Origin of the sequence: Bacillus sp. Marseille-P3661 (assembly GCF_900240995.1) — a bacterium.
GTDB lineage: Bacteria > Bacillota > Bacilli > Bacillales > Bacillaceae_J > OESV01.
Genome location: NZ_LT965953.1, coordinates 351,814 through 373,689, shown reverse-complemented (window position 1 = coordinate 373,689; position 21,876 = coordinate 351,814). Strand labels below are relative to the sequence as shown.

General features: G+C 37.2%; 21 protein-coding genes. 5 read left to right on the top strand and 16 right to left on the bottom strand.

All coding sequences use genetic code 11. The features are described 5' to 3' along the window. Window positions 1-1,482 precede the first annotated feature (1,482 nt). A complete protein-coding gene (locus C1724_RS01695) occupies window positions 1,483-2,994 on the bottom strand; it encodes a leucyl aminopeptidase (protein WP_102345023.1) in 1,512 nt (503 codons plus the stop codon). Window positions 2,995-3,276: 282 nt separating this feature from the next. On the opposite strand from C1724_RS01695, the gene C1724_RS01690 reads away from it, so the two are divergent. Both C1724_RS01690 and C1724_RS01685 read left to right on the top strand, forming a co-directional pair. Continuing rightward, complete coding sequence (locus C1724_RS01690; protein ID WP_102346692.1) at window positions 3,277-3,759, top strand: divergent PAP2 family protein; 483 nt, start codon at window positions 3,277-3,279, stop codon at window positions 3,757-3,759. A gap of 15 nt (window positions 3,760-3,774) precedes the next feature. After that, window positions 3,775-4,584 carry a cobalamin-binding protein gene (locus tag C1724_RS01685; protein WP_102345022.1) on the top strand — a complete coding sequence of 270 codons (810 nt, stop codon included), beginning with the start codon at window positions 3,775-3,777 and terminating at the stop codon, window positions 4,582-4,584. Between the two features lie 280 nt (window positions 4,585-4,864). Here C1724_RS01685 and C1724_RS01680 read toward each other — a convergent pair whose 3' ends face one another. The 5 genes from C1724_RS01680 to C1724_RS01665 form a co-directional block, all read right to left on the bottom strand. Continuing rightward, entirely contained in the window at window positions 4,865-5,566 is a 702-nt protein-coding gene (locus C1724_RS01680) for a 3D domain-containing protein (RefSeq protein WP_308410484.1), read from the bottom strand. A gap of 283 nt (window positions 5,567-5,849) precedes the next feature. Next, complete coding sequence (locus tag C1724_RS01675; RefSeq protein WP_102345021.1) at window positions 5,850-6,167, bottom strand: YuiB family protein; 318 nt, start codon at window positions 6,165-6,167, stop codon at window positions 5,850-5,852. Window positions 6,168-6,356: 189 nt separating this feature from the next. Beyond that, entirely contained in the window at window positions 6,357-6,476 is a 120-nt protein-coding gene (locus C1724_RS25385) for a YuiA family protein (RefSeq protein WP_180994092.1), read from the bottom strand. A gap of 137 nt (window positions 6,477-6,613) precedes the next feature. Next, entirely contained in the window at window positions 6,614-7,096 is a 483-nt protein-coding gene (locus tag C1724_RS01670) for an NUDIX hydrolase (RefSeq protein ID WP_102345020.1), read from the bottom strand. Between the two features lie 271 nt (window positions 7,097-7,367). After that, window positions 7,368-8,591: an NAD(P)/FAD-dependent oxidoreductase gene (locus C1724_RS01665; protein ID WP_180994091.1), complete on the bottom strand. Its 1,224-nt coding sequence runs from the start codon at window positions 8,589-8,591 to the stop codon at window positions 7,368-7,370. A 394-nt stretch (window positions 8,592-8,985) separates the two neighbouring features. On the opposite strand from C1724_RS01665, the gene C1724_RS01660 reads away from it, so the two are divergent. Continuing rightward, window positions 8,986-9,984 (top strand): NAD(P)/FAD-dependent oxidoreductase, encoded by a 999-nt coding sequence (locus C1724_RS01660; RefSeq protein WP_102345018.1) that lies wholly within the window; start codon window positions 8,986-8,988, stop codon window positions 9,982-9,984. Window positions 9,985-10,144: 160 nt separating this feature from the next. On the opposite strand, the gene C1724_RS01655 is transcribed toward C1724_RS01660, so the two are convergent. From C1724_RS01655 to C1724_RS01645, 3 genes are all read right to left on the bottom strand, one after another. Further along, complete coding sequence (locus C1724_RS01655) at window positions 10,145-10,501, bottom strand: HesB/IscA family protein (protein WP_102345017.1); 357 nt, start codon at window positions 10,499-10,501, stop codon at window positions 10,145-10,147. A gap of 256 nt (window positions 10,502-10,757) precedes the next feature. Further along, window positions 10,758-10,997 carry a YuzB family protein gene (locus tag C1724_RS01650; protein WP_102345016.1) on the bottom strand — a complete coding sequence of 80 codons (240 nt, stop codon included), beginning with the start codon at window positions 10,995-10,997 and terminating at the stop codon, window positions 10,758-10,760. 17 nt (window positions 10,998-11,014) lie between these two features. Beyond that, the gene (locus C1724_RS01645) at window positions 11,015-11,332 is read right to left on the bottom strand and encodes a YuzD family protein (RefSeq protein WP_102345015.1); all 318 of its coding nucleotides are present in this window, start codon (window positions 11,330-11,332) and stop codon (window positions 11,015-11,017) included. Window positions 11,333-11,601: 269 nt separating this feature from the next. Here C1724_RS01645 and C1724_RS01640 point away from each other — a divergent pair, with 269 nt between their 5' ends. Beyond that, window positions 11,602-11,838: a NifU family protein gene (locus C1724_RS01640; RefSeq protein WP_102345014.1), complete on the top strand. Its 237-nt coding sequence runs from the start codon at window positions 11,602-11,604 to the stop codon at window positions 11,836-11,838. A 268-nt stretch (window positions 11,839-12,106) separates the two neighbouring features. On the opposite strand, the gene thrB is transcribed toward C1724_RS01640, so the two are convergent. The 4 genes from thrB to yutH all read right to left on the bottom strand — a co-directional run bounded on the left by thrB (window position 12,107) and on the right by yutH (window position 16,890). Next, window positions 12,107-13,036 carry a homoserine kinase gene (thrB, locus tag C1724_RS01635; RefSeq protein ID WP_102345013.1) on the bottom strand — a complete coding sequence of 310 codons (930 nt, stop codon included), beginning with the start codon at window positions 13,034-13,036 and terminating at the stop codon, window positions 12,107-12,109. Next, window positions 13,033-14,097, bottom strand: coding sequence for a threonine synthase (thrC, locus tag C1724_RS01630; RefSeq protein WP_102345012.1), 1,065 nt, complete (start codon window positions 14,095-14,097; stop codon window positions 13,033-13,035). Before thrC ends, thrB begins: the two co-directional genes overlap by 4 nt. Beyond that, entirely contained in the window at window positions 14,094-15,395 is a 1,302-nt protein-coding gene (locus tag C1724_RS01625; RefSeq protein WP_102345011.1) for a homoserine dehydrogenase, read from the bottom strand. Before C1724_RS01625 ends, thrC begins: the two co-directional genes overlap by 4 nt. Window positions 15,396-15,876: 481 nt before the next feature. Beyond that, window positions 15,877-16,890, bottom strand: a complete 1,014-nt coding sequence (gene yutH / locus C1724_RS01620) for a spore coat putative kinase YutH (RefSeq protein ID WP_102345010.1) — start codon at window positions 16,888-16,890, stop codon at window positions 15,877-15,879. A gap of 163 nt (window positions 16,891-17,053) precedes the next feature. Here yutH and C1724_RS01615 point away from each other — a divergent pair, with 163 nt between their 5' ends. Beyond that, window positions 17,054-17,554, top strand: a complete 501-nt coding sequence (locus tag C1724_RS01615; protein ID WP_102345009.1) for a phosphatidylglycerophosphatase A family protein — start codon at window positions 17,054-17,056, stop codon at window positions 17,552-17,554. Window positions 17,555-17,661: 107 nt separating this feature from the next. Here C1724_RS01615 and C1724_RS01610 read toward each other — a convergent pair whose 3' ends face one another. From C1724_RS01610 to C1724_RS01600, 3 genes are all read right to left on the bottom strand, one after another. Beyond that, window positions 17,662-18,432, bottom strand: a complete 771-nt coding sequence (locus tag C1724_RS01610) for a TIGR01457 family HAD-type hydrolase (RefSeq protein WP_102345008.1) — start codon at window positions 18,430-18,432, stop codon at window positions 17,662-17,664. A 2,237-nt stretch (window positions 18,433-20,669) separates the two neighbouring features. Beyond that, window positions 20,670-21,296 (bottom strand): helix-turn-helix transcriptional regulator, encoded by a 627-nt coding sequence (locus C1724_RS01605; protein WP_102345007.1) that lies wholly within the window; start codon window positions 21,294-21,296, stop codon window positions 20,670-20,672. 93 nt (window positions 21,297-21,389) lie between these two features. Continuing rightward, window positions 21,390-21,827, bottom strand: a complete 438-nt coding sequence (locus tag C1724_RS01600) for a DUF86 domain-containing protein (RefSeq protein ID WP_102345006.1) — start codon at window positions 21,825-21,827, stop codon at window positions 21,390-21,392. Window positions 21,828-21,876 lie beyond the last annotated feature (49 nt).

Below are 21,876 nucleotides of genomic sequence, written 5' to 3'. Positions count from 1 at the left end.
TTTTTCATGTTTACGGGCACGATTACTTCCTATTCGTTACCGCTCGACCTATTTTTTCATGTTTACGGGCACGATTTCCTCCTATTCGTTACCGCCAAACGGGCTTTTTCCTTTACACGGGCACGATTTCACACTATTCGTTACCGCTGGACCTATTTTTTCATATCTACGGGCACGATTACTTCCTATTCGTTACCGCTCGACCTGCTTTTTCATATTTTCGGGCACGATTACTTCCTATTCGTTACCACTGGACCTATTTTTTCATGTTTACGGGCACGATTACACCCTATTCGTTACCGCCAAACGGGCTTTTTCCTTTCCACGGGCACAATTACACCCTATTCGTTACCGCTAAACCTGCTTCTTCATATTTACGGGCACGATTTCCTCCTATTCGTTACCGCTGGATCTATTTTTTCATGTTTACGGGCACGATTTCACACTATTCGTTACCGCTCGACCTATTTTTTCATGTTTACGGGCACGATTACTTCCTATTCGTTACCGCTGGATCTATTTTTTCATGTTTACGGGCACGATTACACACTATTCGTTACCGCTGTGCCTATTTTTTCATGTTTACGGGCACGATTTCCTCCTATTCGTTACCGCTGGATCTATTTTTTCATGTTTACGGGCACGATTACACACTATTCGTTACCGCTGGACCTATTTTTTCATATCTACGGGCACGATTACTTCCTATTCGTTACCGCTGTGCCTATTTTTTCATGTTTACGGGCACGATTTCCTCCTATTCGTTACCGCTGGATCTATTTTTTCATGTTTACGGGCACGATTACACACTATTCGTTACCGCTGGACCTATTTTTTCATATCTACGGGCACGATTACACACTATTCGTTACCACTGGACCTATTTTTTCATGTTTACGGGCACGATTACACCCTATTCGTTACCGCTAAACCTGCTTCTTCATATTTACGGGCACGATTTCCTCCTATTCATTACCGCTGGACCTGCTTTTTCGTAGTTACGGGCACAATTACACCCTATTCGTTACCGCTAAACCTGCTTCTTCATATTTACGGGCACGATTACACCCTATTCGTTACCGCTAAACGGGCTTTTTCCTTTCCACGGGCACGATTACACACTATTCGTTACCGACAAACGGGCTTTTTCCTTTCCACGGGCACAATTACACCCTATTCGTTACCGCTAGACCTATTTTTTCATATCTACGGGCACGATTTCACCCTATTCGTTACCGACAAACGGGCTTTTTCCTTTCCACGGGCACTATACCTCCTATTCGTTACCACTCTATACCTGCCAGACACGCTACCCCCTTTTCGTTAACGTATTTTATCGCTTTCATCACCTGACACACGCTAGCGCTACACCATTCATTCACCCAAAGCCATTCTATGGATACATTCAACTCTGCCAACATACAAAAACCAGCCACCGCCCCCACACTTGGGCAATGCCTGGTCTTTTTCAGAAACCATAAATCACTGTTTCTCTCTATTCTCTCCCATTCGCTCCGCTAATGTAGCTAATGTCCGAACCATAACCCCGGTAGCACCTGCGGGGCCTAAATCATGATCATTTTTCGAGGTTGCTGTACCCGCTATATCCAAATGCACCCATGGTGTATCTTCTGCAAATTCCCCCAAAAATGCACCAGCCATAATCGCGTGGGCTTCACGGCCCGGTGAATTGCTTAAATCGGCTAGCTTACTATGGTTTCTCACTTTCTCTTTATATACTTCAAAATATGGTAACAACCAGATCGGTTCTCCTGTTTCATGAGAGGACTCCAAAACCTCTTCAAAAAACTCTTCGTGGTTCGTCATAGCACCCGTAGTACAATCCCCTAAAGCTATAATCACGCCACCTGTGAGTGTTGCAATATCAACAATGTAATTCGCACCATGATGCTTGGCATATGTAATTGCATCACATAGCGCAAGACGCCCTTCAGCATCTGTATTGAAAACCTCAATTGTTTTGCCACTCATTGATGTGATTACGTCATCCGGTTTAAACGCATTTCCACTGATCATATTATCTGTGGATGGAATCACAGCTACTACATTTTGTTCGGGCTTAAGCTCACCAATCACTTGCATTGCCCCTAATACAGACGCCGCTCCGCCCATATCAGTTTTCATCCCCACCATACCCTCTCGTGTTTTCAAGCTATATCCACCTGTATCGTAGGTAATTCCTTTACCTACAAGAGCAAGTACATCTTCCCATTTATCTGTTCCACGATATTTTAAAACAATCATTTTAGGCGGTTCAACTGAACCCTTATTGACAGCTAATAAGGCCCCCATTCCAAGCTTTTCCATATCTTCTTTTTCTAAAATTTCATATTCCATACCATACTTTTTTGCAATTGCAATAGCTTGTTGAGCTAAATCAGTTGCAGTTAACATGTTCCCCGGTAAATTAACTAGTCCTCGAGCTGTATTTGTTCCTTCACCGTGTGCGCGTCCGACAATTAAACCAGCTTTAACATCTTCTTGCTCTTCTCCAGAGTAAACAAAAACAGTCTCAACTTCTTTTTCAGGCATATTAGGCTTACGTTTATACGTATCAACTTTATAAGTAGCTAATGAGAAAGACTCCCCGATTGCATGGGCAACCTCCATTGCATCTAAGCTATCTGAAATAAAAGTATCTAACGCAATTGTAATCGAAGTTAATCTATCCTCATTGATTGCCTTAAATAGGCGCCCTAGTGCATCCCTCAACACCGGAAACTTTATATCTTTTTCCTTTCCCAACCCAACAAAATATATTCTTTTATATCCTAGCTTTCCCAACGTATGTATTTTGGAAATTGCTTTCTTCTTGCCTTTGATATCACCTTCGCGCAATAAATCAATTAGTTGATTTTCCATGATATCATTTAATTCTTTTGTGAACCCTTCAAATTTAGGTTGATCAAACACTCCTATAATTAGTGCATCTTGCTGTTCATTTAACGGCAGCTCATGGATAATTTGAAACATCATTACACCTCCACAGTTTTTTTGGGACACATCTTTACTATTAAAATATCCAATACTTTCCTAAGATTATCAACTAAATCGTTTTATGCTTGAAAATTCAGATAATAATTTCACCTGATGAATCTATGACACAATTTCATATGTTATAATCATATAAAAGCATAAAAACTAAGAACATGGAACTAGTTGTATTTCGCTTACTAGTATATCCATCTATAAAAAAATGTTAAGGCAGACTAAAAATTAATATTTTAAAGTGAACTCGAAAGGGGCATTATTATGATTGACTTATTGCACAATTTTCCGCTATGGGCAGCCTTACTATCCATATTTTTTGCCCAATTTATTAAAGTTCCGATAACATATATAGCAACCAGAAAGTTGGATTGGTCCCTCTTAACTAGTACAGGCGGTATGCCAAGTTCACACTCTGGCGCTGTTACTGCTTTAGCAACTGGACTTGCCCTTGAAGAAGGTCTAGGTTCACCTCTATTTGCAATTGCAACGATTTTTGGAATAATCGTCATGTTTGACGCAACAGGCATACGATTTCATGCGGGGGAACAAGCGACCGTATTAAATCAATTAGCAGCGGACTTTCAAAAGCTTGTTAATGAAGTAAAAACATGGCCACAAAAGGAAGAAGTCGAAAAAAGAAAAGAACTTAAAGAATTGCTAGGTCATAAACCGATTGAAGTTTTTTTCGGGGCACTTTCAGGAATTTTACTCACATTAGTTTTACATTATTTCATTTCCAATTATTAAGTAGGGGGAATGCAATTGCGGTTGATATCCATTTGTCCAAGTAATACAGAACTTGTTGGTTATCTTGGGCTGACACATATGCTAGTTGGAGTAGATGATTATTCTGATTGGCCGGAAAGCGTGCGAACTTTACCGAAACTAGGTCCTGATTTATCAATTAATATGGACCGTGTACAAAGCTTAAAACCAGACCTTGTACTGGCATCCTTAAGTGTTCCTGGAATGGAGAAAAATATAAAGGAACTAGAGAAACGAAATATTCCTCATCTCATCTTTGATCCAAACACACTTAATGAAATTGCAAATGATTTGTTAACACTTGGAAAACATACAGGCACAGAGACAAGAGCTGTTAAGGTCGTGAGTCGATATAATGAATTCATTAATGACTACGCAACGAAATCAAAACAACTCCCAGCAAAATCTAAGCTATACTGGGAATGGTGGCCAAAGCCTATTTTTACACCAGGTGGGTTGAATTGGTTAACAGAAATAAGTGATCTTGCCGGCGGTGTTAATATATTTAAAGATGTTGAACTTGCGAGCGTACAAACAAATTGGGAAGATATTATATTTCGAAATCCTGACCATATATGTTTAGCATGGGTTGGGGTCAAACAAGAAAAAATGAAACCACAATCTATTTTTTCAAGAGAAAACTCCATGTCTATTTCAGCAGTACAAAATAAACAAATTCATACACTTGAGGAATACCTATACTGTAGACCTTCACCAAGATTGCTCCTTGGTTTAAAAAAACTAGCAGCAATTATACATCCTGAACATTTCCCCTCGTTTGATGGTAAAGATCCCTTACTAGGTTAGGGGAAGCCAAACATTTTTTTCAATGAAGAAAAGCACATCATTTTCTTCCTATAGCCGCAAATGACAATACACTTAACAATAGATGACCTGCTCCTCCTAAAACAGATGTTCCCAAGAGGAGATAGGAAGATCTTTTCTTAGCGTGATGCGAAAAAAAAAACCTACTCTCTCTTTTTAAGAAAGTAGGTTTTTTTATAAATAATTACCGTTTATTAAAATTATATTAAAATTTAGTAGTACAAATAATAGGGCTTTTACACTGTTATAAATATTTTTTCAATTAACTTTTGATAAGCTGTCGCCTAAACGCTTGCATTGACTCTTCTTCATTTAAGGATTTTAGCTCTTCTTCTGTTAAAGAGCCATCGCCTTTTTCAACTACGTATACTTCAACTTCTTTTTTTCCCCAATTACTGTAGACATCATCAACTGTTTCATAATATAAATCAAGTTTATGGCCCTTAATGGCGCCACCTTTATCCGCTACGACTCCATAACCATATCCGGGAATAAACAGGATTGTCCCTATTGGGAAGACATTTAAATCTGCTGCGACCGTAGAATATAAATCGCGCTTAACCCGAACGCCTGAGTATGTAATTCCATATTCCGGATGACCCTCTGATTTTCCTGTTGATTCTACCCCAGCGGTATAACCAGTTGCAACTACTTTTTTCGAGGGATATTTATCCCAATCAAATGCATCCTCTAACCGTTTTGGCAATGCCACTGCTTCACTCGAGATGACTTTTTGATCAACCTTTACTCTCGATAGTGCTTTTACACCTAGTGATATTCGTCTTTCAGAATGGTTTCTGTGCTCGTATACTTGTGCTTTTTTATTTTCTTTAGATTGATTAAAAAACCATATAGAAAAGTCCTTTGCTTGAACGCCTGAAATTGATTGAAATGTAGTAAATAAAGCCACAACTACTAAGCACGACATCACAATCCTTCTAATTGTTTGTTTCCAAACATCCACTATTAAAACACGCTCCTCTCTCGGACTATTTATTTCCAAACAGGAAGATAAATATACTTGAGAGGTACTAAATTTTCTTGCAAGGACGAGTGTAAATCATGAAAACCTTGAAAGAAAAGCTTTTTTAATAAATAAAAGAAAATGCTTTTATCCAAAAAAAACGCTTCTCATTTCGCATAATTATCAAAGCTTTAACTAACTATAATTTGGAACATATAACAGGTTAACTCCTTTTTTAGGCTAGGGTAGAATAAAAAAACTTCTCCCATTTGGAGAAGTTTTTTTAGAACATCTGGTATCCATTTTTTCTCAAGTATCTGATAACAATTCCAGATAGAATTGCCCCAAATAAACCGCTTGACAAAATAAAAATATCAGCAGCACCTAGCGCAGTTAAATTAGACCACAAAGACGGAAAGGACTTGTTAGGTTCTGTGAAATATTCAAAAATACGCACTTTATCCACAATCAAAATTACCACCAACGGGTACATTATCGCCATGATCCAAGTTTGTCTAAGTAGCATATTTAAAAGAAAACCTATTCCTAAAAAAAGAATAATAAATAACAACATTGAAACTATCAGCTGTGGAATTCCCACACCGACCACCTCCGTTACACATCATAGTAAGTGTACTTAAACAGAGGGTTGTCGTCAATAATTGCGCGTTACTTATTTTAAACAAGGCCCTAACTAAACTTTGTGCTGAACAATCTTAATATTCTACCAGTGGAGTAATTACATACATACTCGCTCTATTATTCTAGACCTAGTACATTTGCTATCTACTTATTCTTTTCCGGTTCCTTCACAATTCGGACAAGTTTCTGAACCACCTAGTAATAGTTGAAAATAGCCCTGTCCTGTACAGTACATACATTCAAAATCTTGTTGTTGATTATTCACCATCACGCACCTCCGCCTAAAAATATATTATAATATTCTGATAGTTATTATTAAAAATTAGCAAGTCTATTAGTGATCAGCAAGATGCCGATGCTCGTTATAATAATATATAGCTTTTAACAACAGATTCTAAATTTTAGTTAAAAAGTAAACAACTTATAAGTGGTATAGCCAAAATGGTCACCCGGGTTAATTGAAGATGCCTGTTTTAACTTTTGTACTGCTCCATTTTTAATTAAATATATAAGTAACACTGATGTGTCAGGATCATTCAAAAGTGCTTCTGGTGACAAAAAGGCTACTTCATATAGCTCTTTTTGCTCTGCTTTTAGCTCACCTTCAATTGGTTCCATCGCAAAAATTAGTAAATTATCACTTATCTCCTCATCAATAACACCAGATCTCATCGCCAATAAGCCCGTTACTCTACAACGAATACCTGTTTCTTCAAGAACTTCTCTAATCGCAGCTTCGTCAACTGTTTCACTTTTATCTACAAAACCTGCGGGCAGTGACCATTTTCCTTTTAAACCACCATACCTTTTTTTTACTACAAGCCATTTGTTGTTTTTAACTACTAATCCAGCTGCTGCCAACCACACTTGCCCTCGTTCCTTTTTCATGCTACCACATCCTTTCAACAGATTTTGAAAGATCTAGGCTTATCTGCATATGAGATAATAAGTACATGTACTATTTTATTTTAACATTTCGATTTTCATTTCAATAACTTTTAAGTTGCTATATAGAAGTCAGAAAAGTTCAATCAAAAAAAGTCTGAGAAACTGTTCTCAGACCACTTTTTATACTTATGAAATATTAACGTCAGTAAAGGTTTAAGAAAAAACACGTCATTTGCCCTCATCGACAAATGACGTGTTTTTCTAAACTATATTAAAACATTTTTAATTTACCTTTTTTAAGAACCATGCCTGCTCCGCCAAGCTTTAATAAATAGCGGTTATCAATTACTTTTTTCATAAATGATGCTGATGATCCAAATAGCTCTTTGTTACCTACAACACCCATTGCATCATCATGGCCTAATGAACATACTGTTCCTTTAATATCAGGTTTGAATGATTGTAGTTCGCCTTTTCCTCTAACAACTGAGATTATGTTAGCAGCACAAACATCAGCCTGTTGGATAGCTATTTGAGCTGTTGGTGGATATGGGCGATTAATTTCTTCATTGATAATTAATGCACAATCTCCTACAACAAAAATTTCTTCGTATCCAGGAGCTCTTAAATCTGGCTCTACCTTAATACGACCGCGCATTGCTTCGAATCCAGACTTATCAATAACTGAGCTTCCACGTACACCCGCAGCCCAAACTACTGTTTCAGCCTTAATTTCTTCAACTTGATCTTCTTTTGCAACAATGATCCCAGTTTCAGTAGCTTCTTTAATCGCAGTACCTAGCTTGAATTCTACACCTTTACGCTCTAACTGATCCATTGCATATTCTACTAATGCAGGGTTAAAGCCTGGTAGTGCTGAGGGACCAGCCTCCACGCAAATAACACGGACCTTACTACGATCAATATCAAATTCTTGGCAAAGCTCTGGGATTCTATTTCCTAATTCACCTAAGAATTCAATACCAGTGAAACCAGCTCCACCAACTACAATCGTTAGTAATTCATCACGTTTCTCTGGTTCATTATTGTAAGTAGCAAAACAATACTCAATATGTTCACGAATTTGTCGAGCAGAGTTAATACTACTAATTGAAAATGCATGTTCTTTTAACCCTTTAATACCAAATGTTTCAGATTCAAAACCTAGCGAAATAACTAAGTAATCATAAGTTAATTCTCTACCCTCTAAAATAACTCTTTTTTCTTGAGGCTTTATTTCAACAACCGTATCTTTAATAAAGTTAATTTTATTTTGCTGAATTACATCTGTAATTGGAATTCGAATACGGTCATGATGAAGTGTACCAGCTGCACCTTCATGTAACCATGTTGACTGATAATGATAATTATGTTTATTTACTAGGGTAATGTGAGCTTCATCTATCCCTAAATTTTTTTGTAGATTTACAGCAGTCATCATACCGCCATATCCTGCGCCTAGTATTAATATCTCTGGCTTCTTCAACCCTATCACTTCCACCTTTTTTTTGTAATATTATTAAATTTGACTTGCTTTTGTAAAAATATTTGTTTTTAACTTATTGTTACCTATTTCACGTAATTAATCACAAAATAACAATTCAATGAAATAAAAAAAGGAAATGGTAAAATTTTCACAAAATATTCATGGATTTGTAACATAAAATTAAATATATTGTATAGACATCATAATATGCCTTTTTTAAGTTTTAATCAACCATTAAATAAAAAAAGGGAAATATATAGAATATTCTAATTATTTTAGAAAAATAATCATATGATGAATTAAATCTATTACTCTATAGGATATTAAAAAGGGATTTTCTACCAACTCATGCTAAAATGAAAAGGATGGTTTTGACTAATACATTTAACTTGGGGGGAAAGACGTGAAAGTAGATAATCAAATGTATGATATCACCATTATTGGCGGAGGACCTTGTGGTTTGTTTACAGCATTTTATGGCGGCATGCGACAAGCAAGTGTTAAAATTATCGAGAGTTTACCTCAATTAGGTGGTCAATTATCGGCTTTATACCCTGAAAAGTACATATATGACGTTGCAGGCTTTCCTAAAGTACGTGCCCAAGAATTAATCGATCGTTTAAAGGAACAAATGAGCAAGTTCCAACCAACCATTGCCCTAAATCAATCTGTTGAAAAAGTTGAAAAACAACAGGATGGTACATTCAAACTAACAACAGATACAGAAATGCACTTCTCAAGGACTATAATTATCACAGCCGGAAACGGTGCATTCCAACCAAGACGATTGGAGCTTGACGATGCTGCACAATATGAAGGCAAAAACCTTCACTACTTTGTTGAGGATATGAATAAATTTTCAGGTAAACGTGTTGTTGTGCTTGGGGGAGGCGATTCTGCAGTAGATTGGACTTTAATGTTAGAGCCAATTGCAGCTGAGGTTACAATCGCCCATCGCCGCGATAAGTTCCGAGCGCATGAGCACAGTGTAGAAACACTTATGTCGTCAAAAGCAACTATCCTAACTCCTTATAATCCAGTTAAACTACTCGGTGATGGAGAGAAAATTACAGCCATCGTCCTTGAAAAAATTAAAAGCGGTGAACAGGAAACAATTGAAATTGATGATTTAATTGTTAACTATGGATTTGTATCTTCTTTAGGTCCAATTAAAGAATGGGGACTTGAGATTAATAAAAATAACATCGTTGTTAACTCCAAACAAGAAACAAACGTACCTGGCATTTACGCTGCAGGTGATATTTGCACATACGATGGTAAAATAAAACTAATAGCATCAGGATTCGGTGAGGCGCCGACTGCTGTTAATAACGCAAAATCATTTATGGACCCTAAAGCGAAAGTCCAACCTATGCATTCCTCTAGTATGTTTAACAATTAAAAATTATATTTAAATAATAATATGATTTGATACTACACCTTAATAAATATTCCTCATGACATATCTACTTAGCTATCAGCACCTCGATAATCATCCAGTAAGTGATAAAAATTAAGAGCTGATCAAAGTCAGCTCTTTTTTGGTTTCTAATATAATTATTCTAACATTCCTCTGGCGTACCTGCATTTGTTGCCGTCTTAAATGAGCTTCCACAGCCGCATGACGCAATCGCATTCGGATTATCGATCGTAAAGCCGCCGCCCATCATATTTTGCTTATAATCAATAGTTAGACCTTCTAGAATTGGGGTATCTTCTTTATTTACGATTACCTTTAAGCCATGTAGTTCTAATTCGATATCATTATCAGACTTTTCTACTTCAAATCCCATACCATAAGATAATCCGCTGCAGCCACCGCCTTTAACGCCAACCCGTAAAAATAGATCGTCATTTCCTTCATCTGACATCATGTCTTTAATTTGAGAAGCAGCCGCTTCAGTAATTATTAATTTCATTTTATACCTCCCATAATGTAGGTGTTGTTATTAGTATACTAAATTGTTGTTCAACAACCAAAAAAACTGCTTACTATATTTAGTGTATGAAATTTCCTAAATTTGGCCATAATAATAGCATCCCCCGTTTCTCTAATATAGACACAGAACTCCAAGTGTACGTCCACTTGGGGTTTTTGTGCTTTTATAATGTTAAAGATGCTATGGGGATTTTATAATGATGAATTAAATGCCGTTGTTCTCTATAACAACACCTTTAAAACATTGGATTTTCATCTATAAATTTATAAATATTTTCAACTAACTCATCTGGTGTATCACCTTCTACAAATTCACCCTCAACTAATGCAAAAAAGGTATTAGCACATTTGCCACAGTAGCTCAAACAGCCATATTCAATCACATCAAGGTTTACATCTTTCTCTAATTTTTCTCGCGCCTTTTGTGCGCCACTTGCTAAGTTGCTAACACAAAATTCGACTAATGGTTTAATCATAATAATACCTCTTTCTACTATTCTGCCGTATATCCTTGTTTCTCCATTGCTTCATATATTGTTTTTAAACGAGGATCCCCTTCCGCTACTAGTTCACCATTGATTACAACTGCAGGATAAAAAACCTTTCCCTCGATAATTTGTTTCAATATCAAATCGTCCTTGCTCGTAGCTTTTTCAATATCTATATAGTTGATGATAAAAGGTTGATTGGGAAATTTTCTCGATAAAGCTGCTTGAATCCATTCAAATGTATCTTTTGATGATGGTGAATGCAAGCAACTCGAACAAGGTACATCACTGCCGTACACATCAATTGTTACCTGTTTGTTCATCAATGATTCCCCCTATTTACGGTATAGTTTTAATGTTACTAGCTACGCCATAAACCGACTATGCAATGCTGTTGCCAGGGTGGAATGAATCGTGTTGCTATATTTATTAGCTAACAGTAATACTATCATTTATACCTTATTGTACTAAAAAAGTATCTAAATATAAACACTATGACCATGTTAGAAAAATATATTGGAAATGAGGTGTTTGAATAGATTTTTGGACCGATTACAATTATAATAAGTATTGAAAGAAAGGAGTAGATAAGATGAGTGAAAATACAATGCTTACGCAAGTTGCTGAAGTATTAGATAAACTTCGTCCATTCCTACAACGTGATGGCGGAGATGTTGAATTAGTAGATGTTGAGGATGGAATTGTTAAGCTCCGTTTAATGGGTGCTTGCGGAAGCTGTCCAAGTTCAACGATTACTTTAAAAGCTGGAATCGAACGAGCTTTACTTGAAGAAGTTCCAGGAGTAGTTGAAGTAGAGCAAGTATTTTAATTTTAAGAGTAAACAGTCAGTCGCAATTTATTAATTGCGGCTTTTTTTTAGCCTATAGCCGTGTTTAAGTTCCCTGTTGATTTTTGCTTCATTCGCGCGGCTGGCGATTGAACTTCCTCAATGCTCCGTACTTGAGGGGACTCTCATGTATCCCACCAGATATCCCGCAGGAGACGTACCTTTCGCTATGGTAGTTTTATCAACAATAGGTTTTCACAGCCAATTCTTAAGCTTAAAAAAGGCAAAAAGCCCTCAGGGAGTAAGACACCTAAGAGGGCTGTTCTTGCGTTATAAGCTGCTTACTATTTACAGTTAAACCAAATTGGTCAACACTTAACATTTCGATGCTATCGTTTGGAAAGCTTTCCTGTAGCTTTTGCTGGATTGTTTCACCTTTACCTTTTGGTGCAAAACAAATTACTGTTGGACCTGCACCACTAAGTGCTACTCCATAAGCTCCCAACTCATCTGCTAGCGAATAAACCTTTTCTAACTCAGGTACTAATTCACCGCGGAAAGGCTGATGGAACAAATCCTTTGCCATCATTTTACCTGCTAGCTCCCAATTATTTGTTAAAAGAGAGGCAACAAGGACGTTGCTAATTCCACTAGCTTGGACCGCTACTTTGTAGTCCATTTCGCTCGGCAGCACACTTCTAGCTTTTTCAGTCTTTAACTCATAGGAAGGAATAAATACAACTAAATCTATATCAGGAAAACCACCATGAACCATATCTGTACCATCTTCACGATGACTTCCGATCACCAATCCACCATATAATGATGCGGCCACATTATCAAGGTGACCTTCGCAATTACTAGCGCGACGTAACTTTTCATCCGCTGTCATGTTTAAATCAAGAAGCTGATTAGCTAGTTCAATACCAGCAACAATTGCGACAGCACTGCTGCCAAGTCCTCTTGATAAAGGAATGTCACTTGAAACTTCTACTTTACAAGCTGGAAGGTCAAGGCCATAGTCTTTAGCAACCTTATCAGCCACTTTATAGACAAGGTTTTCTTTTCCCTCAGGTATGCCTTCAAGATGACTTGTTTTTGGTATAAAAAGCCATTTCTCATGAGGTGTAACATCTAATGTTAAATAACGATTAACGGCTAGTCCAACTGAGTCGAACCCAGGGCCAAGATTAGCCGTACTTCCTGGCGCACTAATACTAAAAGATTTTCCAGTCATCATTGTGTAACACGTCCTTGAATATGATCAAATACAACTTCTTCATCGTTCGGGAGAACAATTGGCTTTATAATTGAATGATTAACTGCGGTATCAGGATCTTTTAATCCATTACCAGTTAAAACTGCAACGATCTTTGAGCCTTTTGGAATTTCTCCGCTCTTCACTTGTTTAATAACACCGGCAATCGACGCACATGATCCTGGTTCTGCAAATACACCATCTTTTTGTGCGATTAATTTATAGGTTTCAAGAATTTCTTCGTCTGTTACCTCATCTATTTTGCCGTTTGAGTCATGAGCTGCAGCTACTGCATACTCCCAGCTTGCCGGGTTACCGATACGAATTGCTGTTGCAACCGTTTCTGGATTTTCAACTACTTCACCACGAACAATTGGTGCTGCACCTGCTGCTTGGAACCCTCTCATTACAGGTAGCTTTGTACCTTTCTTATCATGGTATTCATTAAAGCCTTTCCAGTATGCGGTAATATTCCCTGCATTACCTACCGGAATTGCTAATATATCTGGTGCCTCTCCTAGCTGATCAACCACTTCGAACGCAGCTGTTTTTTGTCCCTCAATTCGGTAAGGATTTACTGAGTTCACAAGCGTAATAGGTGCCGTTTCACTCAATTTACGAACCATTTTTAATGCCTGATCAAAGTTACCTTTAATTGCATAAATTTCAGCACCATACATAACAGCTTGTGCTAATTTACCGGCAGCAATTTTACCATCAGGAATTAAAACGATGCAGCGCATCCCACAACGTGCTGCATATGCTGCAGCAGCTGCTGATGTATTGCCTGTAGATGCACACATAATCGCACTTGAGCCTTCTTCTTTTGCTTTTGCAACTGCCATAACCATTCCACGATCTTTAAAGGATCCAGTTGGATTAGCACCTTCATATTTTACATATAGCTCCACACCAAGAAGTTTACTTATATTTTCAAGTGGTACTAACGGTGTATTGCCTTCGTTTAATGTGAGCAGAGGTGTATTTTCAGTTACCGGTAGGAACTCCCTATAGTGGTGAATTAAACCTCTCCACCAAATCATAGAATTTCTTCTCCCTCTACCCGGTAGCTACTTTTTATACCCTCAACCACTTCTAAATCATTCAATTTTGTCAATGTATCGTTATAAGCTTGCTTACTAGCTTGATGAGTAATAATTACAATTTCCGCTAATTTACTATCTTTTATTGGCAGCTGTAATATTTTCTCGAAACTTACATTATGGCTTGAGAATAGTGATGTAATTTCAGAGAAAGCCCCTGCCTTATCTTTAACCTGAATACGCAAGAAATATTTAGATAAGATTTCTTCATCTGATTTTAAGTTCTTTTGATATTGAGGTGTTACAAAACGACTGCCATTTACACCCAATCTCATATTTTTCATAACTTCAACTACATCAGATACAATGGATGTTGCTGTTGGTAGGCGACCAGCTCCTGGACCATAAAACATTGTTTCTCCAACCGCTTCACCGTACACATAAACCGCATTAAATACATCATTAACAGATGCCAGTGGGTGCGAATGCGGCAATAATGTTGGTTGTACACTTACCTCAATTTTATCATTATCACGACTAGCAATTCCAATTAATTTCATTGTGTAGCCAAGGCGTCTACTATATTCAAGGTCTTCCTCTGTAATTTGAGAAATACCGTTTACTTTTACGTCATCTAAGTCAACAGGCATTGAAAAACCTAATGTAGCAAGGATTGTCATCTTTCGTGCAGCATCTAAGCCTTCTACGTCTGCTGTAGGATCACTTTCTGCATATCCTAATTTTTGGGCTTCGGCTAGCACTTCACCGTAGGCGCTGCCTTCTTTATCCATTTTTGTTAAAATATAATTTGTCGTACCGTTCACAATTCCCATCATTTTAGTAATACGATCGGATGAAAGGCCCTCAACTAAACTGCGGATAATTGGGATTCCACCTGCAACACTAGCTTCAAAGAATAAGTCACAACCATTTTCTGTCGCTTCTTTTAATAATTCTGCCCCATAAATAGCCATTAAATCTTTATTAGCTGTAACTACATGCTTTTTATTGCGAAGTGCTTTTAACACAAGATTCCTAGTTTTTTCAACTCCACCCATCACTTCAATCACTACATCAATACTTGGATCATTTAAAACTTCTTCAGGATCAGTAGTTAGTTTAGCAGGATCTATATCAATATCACGTTTCTTATGAACGTCTTTTACAACTATTTTAGTTATTTCAACCGGACAACCAATTTGATGCATTAATTTATCTTGATGTTGTTCAATGATTTGGACAACACCACTTCCGACTGTCCCCAAACCTAACAAACCGACTGAAATAGATTTTTCCATAATAATTTATCTCCCTTTCCCTTTATGTCTATATACGAGATACACTTGTTTTCACCATACGGACATTATAGAGGACATTTGCTATCTATACAAGTGTTTTTGCTAAATTTTTAGAAAACAATCCAACTTTAAACCTTGTTACTAAGTTAACAACTGGATTTCATTGCGTAGTTAAATCATTATTAAATAGCTTAATCACTCTTAATGATGGCGGTATGAAAGCATTGTTCAATTAACTCAAATATATAAAGCCGTTACGTCTTTCTACTTTGATAGCAAGAGACACAATAGAAAGATTAGTCTACTGCTTGTCCAATTGAATTAGAATTGTTTCCTCGGTATATCTTTTCCACAAAATTTGAGAATCGTCATTACCTCAAATTTTGTATTAGAAAAACATGTAATTCGTTACAATGTTTTTCTAATACAATTGACTATAAATTTTGATAGTAAGTCTTTTTTTAATATTAGCACAAAACCGCTATATTTTGACTCTTTTATTTTTCAACCAATCTAATTCAGGGATGCGCAATTTTTCAACCGGCAATCCTAAAACCGGATAAAAAGAACTTAAGAATTGTTCATACTGATCTGCACGCTCAACTAATTCAAGGAATTTCCGTTCATAGGAGTCTGTTCGAGCTTGTGTAGCCGCAGAATAATATCCCTCAATGCTTTCAAAGTAGGTAACTGGAAACAATAATCTTCCATACACTAACTTCCAAGATGTTTCAGACAATGGATATATTTGTTGGTAATCATTAAAGAATTTTATAATATTATCCGAACGCTCGCCTTCCAAATAATAATGTCTTACCCATTCGGCCAGATCTCGAGATGGATGGTCATAAACAAGATCTGTCGGAAAGATTACTGGGTCATATGCATGTTTTGGTTTAAACCTCACATAACAGATCGTCCCTACCTGAATTTCATTCCGTTGATCCTCATATTGACAGTCAGCTATATATTGAATGGCGTTTTCTGTTAGTCCCAGATAATAAGGAAAAGTTTCAAAAAATACCTTTTCAAATTTATTAGCAGGGCGATCCTTAAGTTTTTGAGCCCAAAACTTTTCTAATTGATCAAGGCGGCGTTCCCAATAGGTTTTCCATTGGCCAATTCGACTTGATTTTTGCGGTGGATTCGGTAGAAATCTTCCTTTTTTATGAAAATTGGCTAATAGGGCACCTGATGAATGGTTGTTGTTTCGAACGCCTTGTTCATTTAATTTCAATAAAACAACCATTTGTTGATTGACACTTGCTACTAGCTCTTGAGTTATTGTAGGAACGAACACAGCTATTCGGTGTTCTCGTTGATACTGTAAGTAATCACTCATTTGCTTGAGCTCTAACAACTCTTCTTGCTCTAATCCATTTACAGGAACGATGACATAAAAGTTCCCTTGGTAACTAAATGCTTTATACCCCTTATACTCTGTCATATTAAATTGACTAATACGATAATTTTCATATAAATCACGTTCTAGCACATGATCCGCTCCTCTCATGAATACCTTACATAATATATATGTTAGTTATAGAATTACTTGGCATAAATTAGCTAAGTTTGGAAAAAATTATATAAAGAAGTTATTCTGCACATTAGCTACTTATATAACGTATAAATAATGTAAGAAATAGGTGAAATTCATTATGAAGGATGAACAAAACATGGACGCAATTGAAAAAAAGGCAAGAACTTTATTAAGTGAACGTGGTGTGGAGATTGAAGATATTGCGCAATTAGTACATTACCTTCAAAACAAATACCATGATGATTTAAAAATAGAGGATTGTTATGAGAATGTGGACCGTGTGATTGCTAAACGTGAAGTTCAAAATGCGATCATAACAGGAATTGAATTAGATATTTTAGCAGAAAAAGGGTTAATCTCAGAACCACTTCTCTCAACACTAATGAGGGATGAAGGTTTATATGGTGTTGACGAGATCATTGCCCTTTCTATTGTAAATGTATATGGATCGATTGGTTTTACAAATTATGGATATATCGATAAACAAAAACCTGGAATTCTAGAAAAGCTAAATAAAAAAGTACCTGGTGTTTGTCACACCTTTTTAGATGATATAGTTGGCGCTATTGCAGCTGCTGCCTCAAGTAGGCTAGCACATCGTGCCGCAAATACTGAGTGAGAATCAGGAACGCCTTGAATAACGATGGCATGGGAAATAACGGTTTAGCCCATGCAGCCTGTTGTTGAGTGAAGAAGTAAAAGGAGACTTAGTAAAGTAAGTCTCCTTTATATTTTATCAAGCCATTCTTCTAGTGAATTAATGACATAAGTAGGCTGGATTTCGTATGTTTTTAAATGTTCTTTTGTCGTTACGCCTGTATGCACAAGAAGTGTATCTATTCCAGCATGAATCCCCGCTAAAATATCCGTATTATAATTATCTCCAATCATTAAGGTCTCCTCTTTTGTTGTTCCAAGAGTATTTAATGCTAATTCCATAATGATCGCTTCTGGTTTCCCAATCAGCAGTGGTTGGACCCCCGTCGAAACGGTTAGGACAGAAGAAAGTGCACCGTTTCCTGGCAGAAAACCACGCTCTGTTGGAATTGCGATATCTGAATTGGTCGCAATATATTTTGCTCCTGCCCTTATATACAGGCAGCCTTTTGCTAGTTTTTCGTATGTAATTTCACGATCAATGCCCATAACAACATAATCTGGATTTTCGTCCACAACGGTGAGCCCCGCCTGCTTTAGTGCGTATTCCAACCCTTCTTCACCAATAAAATATACACTAGCATGGTTGTTTTCTGCTGCTATAAAATTCGCCGTTGCCATACTTGATGTAAATACTTGCTCCGTTGTTGCCGGAATTTCCATTGATATCAACTTGGCCGCTACTTGTTCAGGTGTCCTTGAGGAATTATTAGTTACAAACAGATACGGAACGTCTTTTTGTTTAAGCATGTTTACAAAATGCACAGCCTCCTCAATCCGTTCCTTTCCCCGGTACATCGTACCATCTAAATCAATTAAATAACCTGCGTATTGTTTCATTTTTTTATTTCCACTCCGTAGCAGTACTATCTCAAAGAGATAGTAACATATGATTACTCGTTACTATGGCTATTGTTTTAATAAATGATTGTAATGATATGTGTTACAGTTACGTAGTTATGACCTTAGTATGAGCATTTTTAGAATCTATTTGTTATCCCCCGTGGTTGTTCACTTAGGGTTCGGATTAGTTTTGCTTTTTTTGTATTTATGGGAACGATTTGCGCTGGTATTCGTTACCGGCTCTTTGCTTTTCTTGTGCTTACGGGAACGATTAGCGGGTATTCGTTACCATCTCTTTGCTTTTCTTGTGCTTATGGGAACGATTAGCAGCTATTCGTTACCGGCTTTTTGCTTATCTTGTGCTTATGGGAACGATTAGCGGTTATTCGTTACCATCTCTTTGCTTTTTTTGTACTTACGGGAACGAATAGCGGGTATTCGTTACCTTCTCTTTGCTTTTTTTGTGCTTATGGGAACGATTAGCGGGTATTCGTTACCGGCTCTCTGCTTTTTTTGTGCTTACGGGAACGAATAGGGGTTATTCGTTACCATCTATTTGCTTTTCTTGTGCTTATGGGAACGAATAGCTGGTATTCGTTACCATCTCTTTGCTTTTCTTGTGCCTATGGGAACGATTAGCTGGTATTCGTTACCATCTCTTTGCTTTTCTTGTGCCTATGGGAACGATTAGCAGCTATTCGTTACCGGCTCTTTGCTTTTTTTGTACTTACGGGAACGATTAGCGGGTATTCGTTACCATCTCTTTGCTTTTCTCGCACTTACGGGAACGAATAGCGGTTATTCGTTACCATCTCTCTGCTTTTTTTGTACTTACGGGAACGATTAGCGCCTATTCGTTACCTTCTCTTTGCTTTTTTTCCACTTATGGGAACGAATAGCGGTTATTCGTTACCGGCTCTTTGCTTTTTTTCCACTTATGGGAACGATTAGCGGCTAATCGTTACCGGCTCTTTGCTTTTTTTCCACTTACGGGAACGAATAGCGGTTATTCGTTACCGGCTCTCTGCTTTTTTTGTACTTACGGGAACGATTAGCGGTAATTCGCTACCTTATCTTTGCTTTTTTTGTACTTACGGGAACGATTAGCGGGTATTCGTTACCTTCTCTTTGCTTTTTTTGTGCTTACGGGAACGATTAGCAGCTATTCGTTACCTTCTCTTTGCTTTTTTTGTATTTACGGGAACGATTAGCGGTTATTCGTTACCGGCTCTTTGCTTTTTTTCCACTTACGGGAACGAATAGCGGCTATTCGTTACCATCTCTTTGCTTTTTTTGTACTTACGGGAACGATTAGCGGTAATTCGCTACCTTCTCTTTGCTTTTTTTGTACTTACGGGAACGATTAGCTGCTATTCGTTACCTTCTCTTTGCTTTTTTTGTGCTTATGGGAACGATTAACAGCTATTCGTTACCGGCTCTTTGCTTTTTTTCCACTTACGGGAACGAATAGCGGCTATTCGTTACCATCTCTTTGCTTTTTTTGTACTTACGGGAACGATTAGCGGTTATTCGTTACCGGCTCTTTGCTTTTTTTTGTACTTAAAGGAACGATTAGCTGGTATTCGTTACCTTCTCTTTGCTTTTTTTGTACTTACGGGAACGATTAGCGGTTATTCGTTACCGGCTCTTTTCTTTTTTTCCACTTATGGGAACGATTAGCGGCTAATCGTTACCGGCTCTTTTCTTTTTTTCCACTTATGGGAACGATTAGCGGCTAATCGTTACCTTCTCTTTGCTTTTCTCGCACTTATGGGAACGATTAACAGCTATTCGTTACCGGCTCTTTGCTTTTCTTGTGCTTATGGGAACGATTAGCTGCTATTCGTTACCTTCTCTTTGCTTTTCTTGTGCTTATGGGAACGATTAACAGCTATTCGTTACCGGCTCTTTGCTTTTCTCGCACTTACGGGAACGAATAGCGGGTATTCGTTACCATCTCTTTGCTTTTCTCGCACTTACGGGAACGATTAGCAGCTTTTCGTTCTCTTTGCTTTTCTCGCACTTATGGGAACGAATAAGAACTATGTAATTAAACTGATCAACGAACTGTTTCAGGTAAAAAACTCGTTTAATGTTATACCAGAACTCCTACCTATATCCATATCTCAGCACTTCGCATACAATTAAACTACAGTTTATTGTACTGATTGCCCATGAACCAAGCAAATTTATAAATTAAAAACGCCTCCATTCCGGAAGCGTCGATATATCATTTACTTTTTTATAACATAATTACAACAGTTATCACCATTACTTATGCATGACTGCTGTTTAATATTTTCTGTTTCTAAAACTTCTTTGAATAAGGTTAACTCGGCTTTACATGGTGAGCTATATTTATTGGCCACTTGATGGATTGGGCAATTATATCCATACAATTGGTAATTCCCGTCCTCATCTTTTACTAACTTAGTCATATAGCCATTTTCATTTTGAATCTGTGCCAATTCTCTAACCTTTTCATCGAAAGAAAGATCTTCTAATCGATCTAGATAGCGGTCTTTCATTCGTTCTTTTCTTCGATTGAATAGCTGATCTACAACAGCTTTTCCGCCAATTTCATTAATATCATCAATGAAATCTAGCGCTACTGATTTATAATTTCGTGGAAATAATTCCTCACCGGCAGCAGTTAACTTATATATATTTAAAGGCCGTCCCATCGGTTGTCTAACTAAGATCGTTTCAACATAACGGTCTTTCTCTAGAGTATTCAGGTGGCGGCGAACTGCCATCTCAGTAATTTCTAATTGTTGAGCCATTTCTGTGACGGTCATTTTCTTTTGAAACTTTAACATTTTTAAAATTTCGTCTCTAGTCGAAGAGGAGTTTACTATCATTTTACTCACCATCCTCTTCTTATTATAACACTGTTTATTACCATTTCTAAACTTAAATGTATCAAAAGATTGAAATATTTGTTACAACAATGATTAACGTTTAAAAGCAGAAACAGGTCCTAATTCATTTTCGATATAGCTGCGAACTTTAGTTGGAAACTGTTCTAAATAGGTAAGGGAACCGTTTATTCCTTCAATAATTTGTGCATGATTAATTTCCAAATAATTTTGTACTAATGGCTTGCGGAATGCAATCACTGCCTTATATGGTTCTTCATCGTCTGCACTCAATACCTTTTCATCAAGTAAGATATCAATTATGTCTTCATAGCTCCCAGGGTCGCGCATAATAAACCCATCAATCATTGCATTACCTACATCTAGAATAGACTCGATGACTATATGAACTAGCCGTTCTAAAGCCAAGCTTTCAATTCTTCCTTCCCATGATGATTGGCTTTTATAAAATTCAAGAATATCTTCCATCTGACGCAACAGTTGTTCAATTTTTTCACGATCAACAAAATACAATGTACACACCATCCCTCAATTTTTTTACTATTATTATTGGTTAGAAACA

Excerpts from the sequence above, each read along its gene's own strand:
- C1724_RS01695 (WP_102345023.1), bottom strand. The coding sequence starts at position 2,994 with ATGTTTCAAATTATCCATGAGCTGCCGTTAAATGAACAGCAAGATGCA.
- C1724_RS25385 (WP_180994092.1), bottom strand. The coding sequence starts at position 6,476 with ATGGTGAATAATCAACAACAAGATTTTGAATGTATGTACTGTACAGGA.
- C1724_RS01670 (WP_102345020.1), bottom strand. The coding sequence starts at position 7,096 with ATGAAAAAGGAACGAGGGCAAGTGTGGTTGGCAGCAGCTGGATTAGTA.
- C1724_RS01655 (WP_102345017.1), bottom strand. The coding sequence starts at position 10,501 with ATGAAATTAATAATTACTGAAGCGGCTGCTTCTCAAATTAAAGACATG.
- C1724_RS01650 (WP_102345016.1), bottom strand. The coding sequence starts at position 10,997 with ATGATTAAACCATTAGTCGAATTTTGTGTTAGCAACTTAGCAAGTGGC.
- C1724_RS01645 (WP_102345015.1), bottom strand. The coding sequence starts at position 11,332 with ATGAACAAACAGGTAACAATTGATGTGTACGGCAGTGATGTACCTTGT.
- C1724_RS01640 (WP_102345014.1), top strand. The coding sequence starts at position 11,602 with ATGAGTGAAAATACAATGCTTACGCAAGTTGCTGAAGTATTAGATAAA.
- thrB (WP_102345013.1), bottom strand. The coding sequence starts at position 13,036 with ATGATGACTGGAAAATCTTTTAGTATTAGTGCGCCAGGAAGTACGGCT.
- thrC (WP_102345012.1), bottom strand. The coding sequence starts at position 14,097 with ATGATTTGGTGGAGAGGTTTAATTCACCACTATAGGGAGTTCCTACCG.
- C1724_RS01625 (WP_102345011.1), bottom strand. The coding sequence starts at position 15,395 with ATGGAAAAATCTATTTCAGTCGGTTTGTTAGGTTTGGGGACAGTCGGA.
- C1724_RS01615 (WP_102345009.1), top strand. The coding sequence starts at position 17,054 with ATGAAGGATGAACAAAACATGGACGCAATTGAAAAAAAGGCAAGAACT.
- C1724_RS01610 (WP_102345008.1), bottom strand. The coding sequence starts at position 18,432 with ATGAAACAATACGCAGGTTATTTAATTGATTTAGATGGTACGATGTAC.
- C1724_RS01605 (WP_102345007.1), bottom strand. The coding sequence starts at position 21,296 with ATGATAGTAAACTCCTCTTCGACTAGAGACGAAATTTTAAAAATGTTA.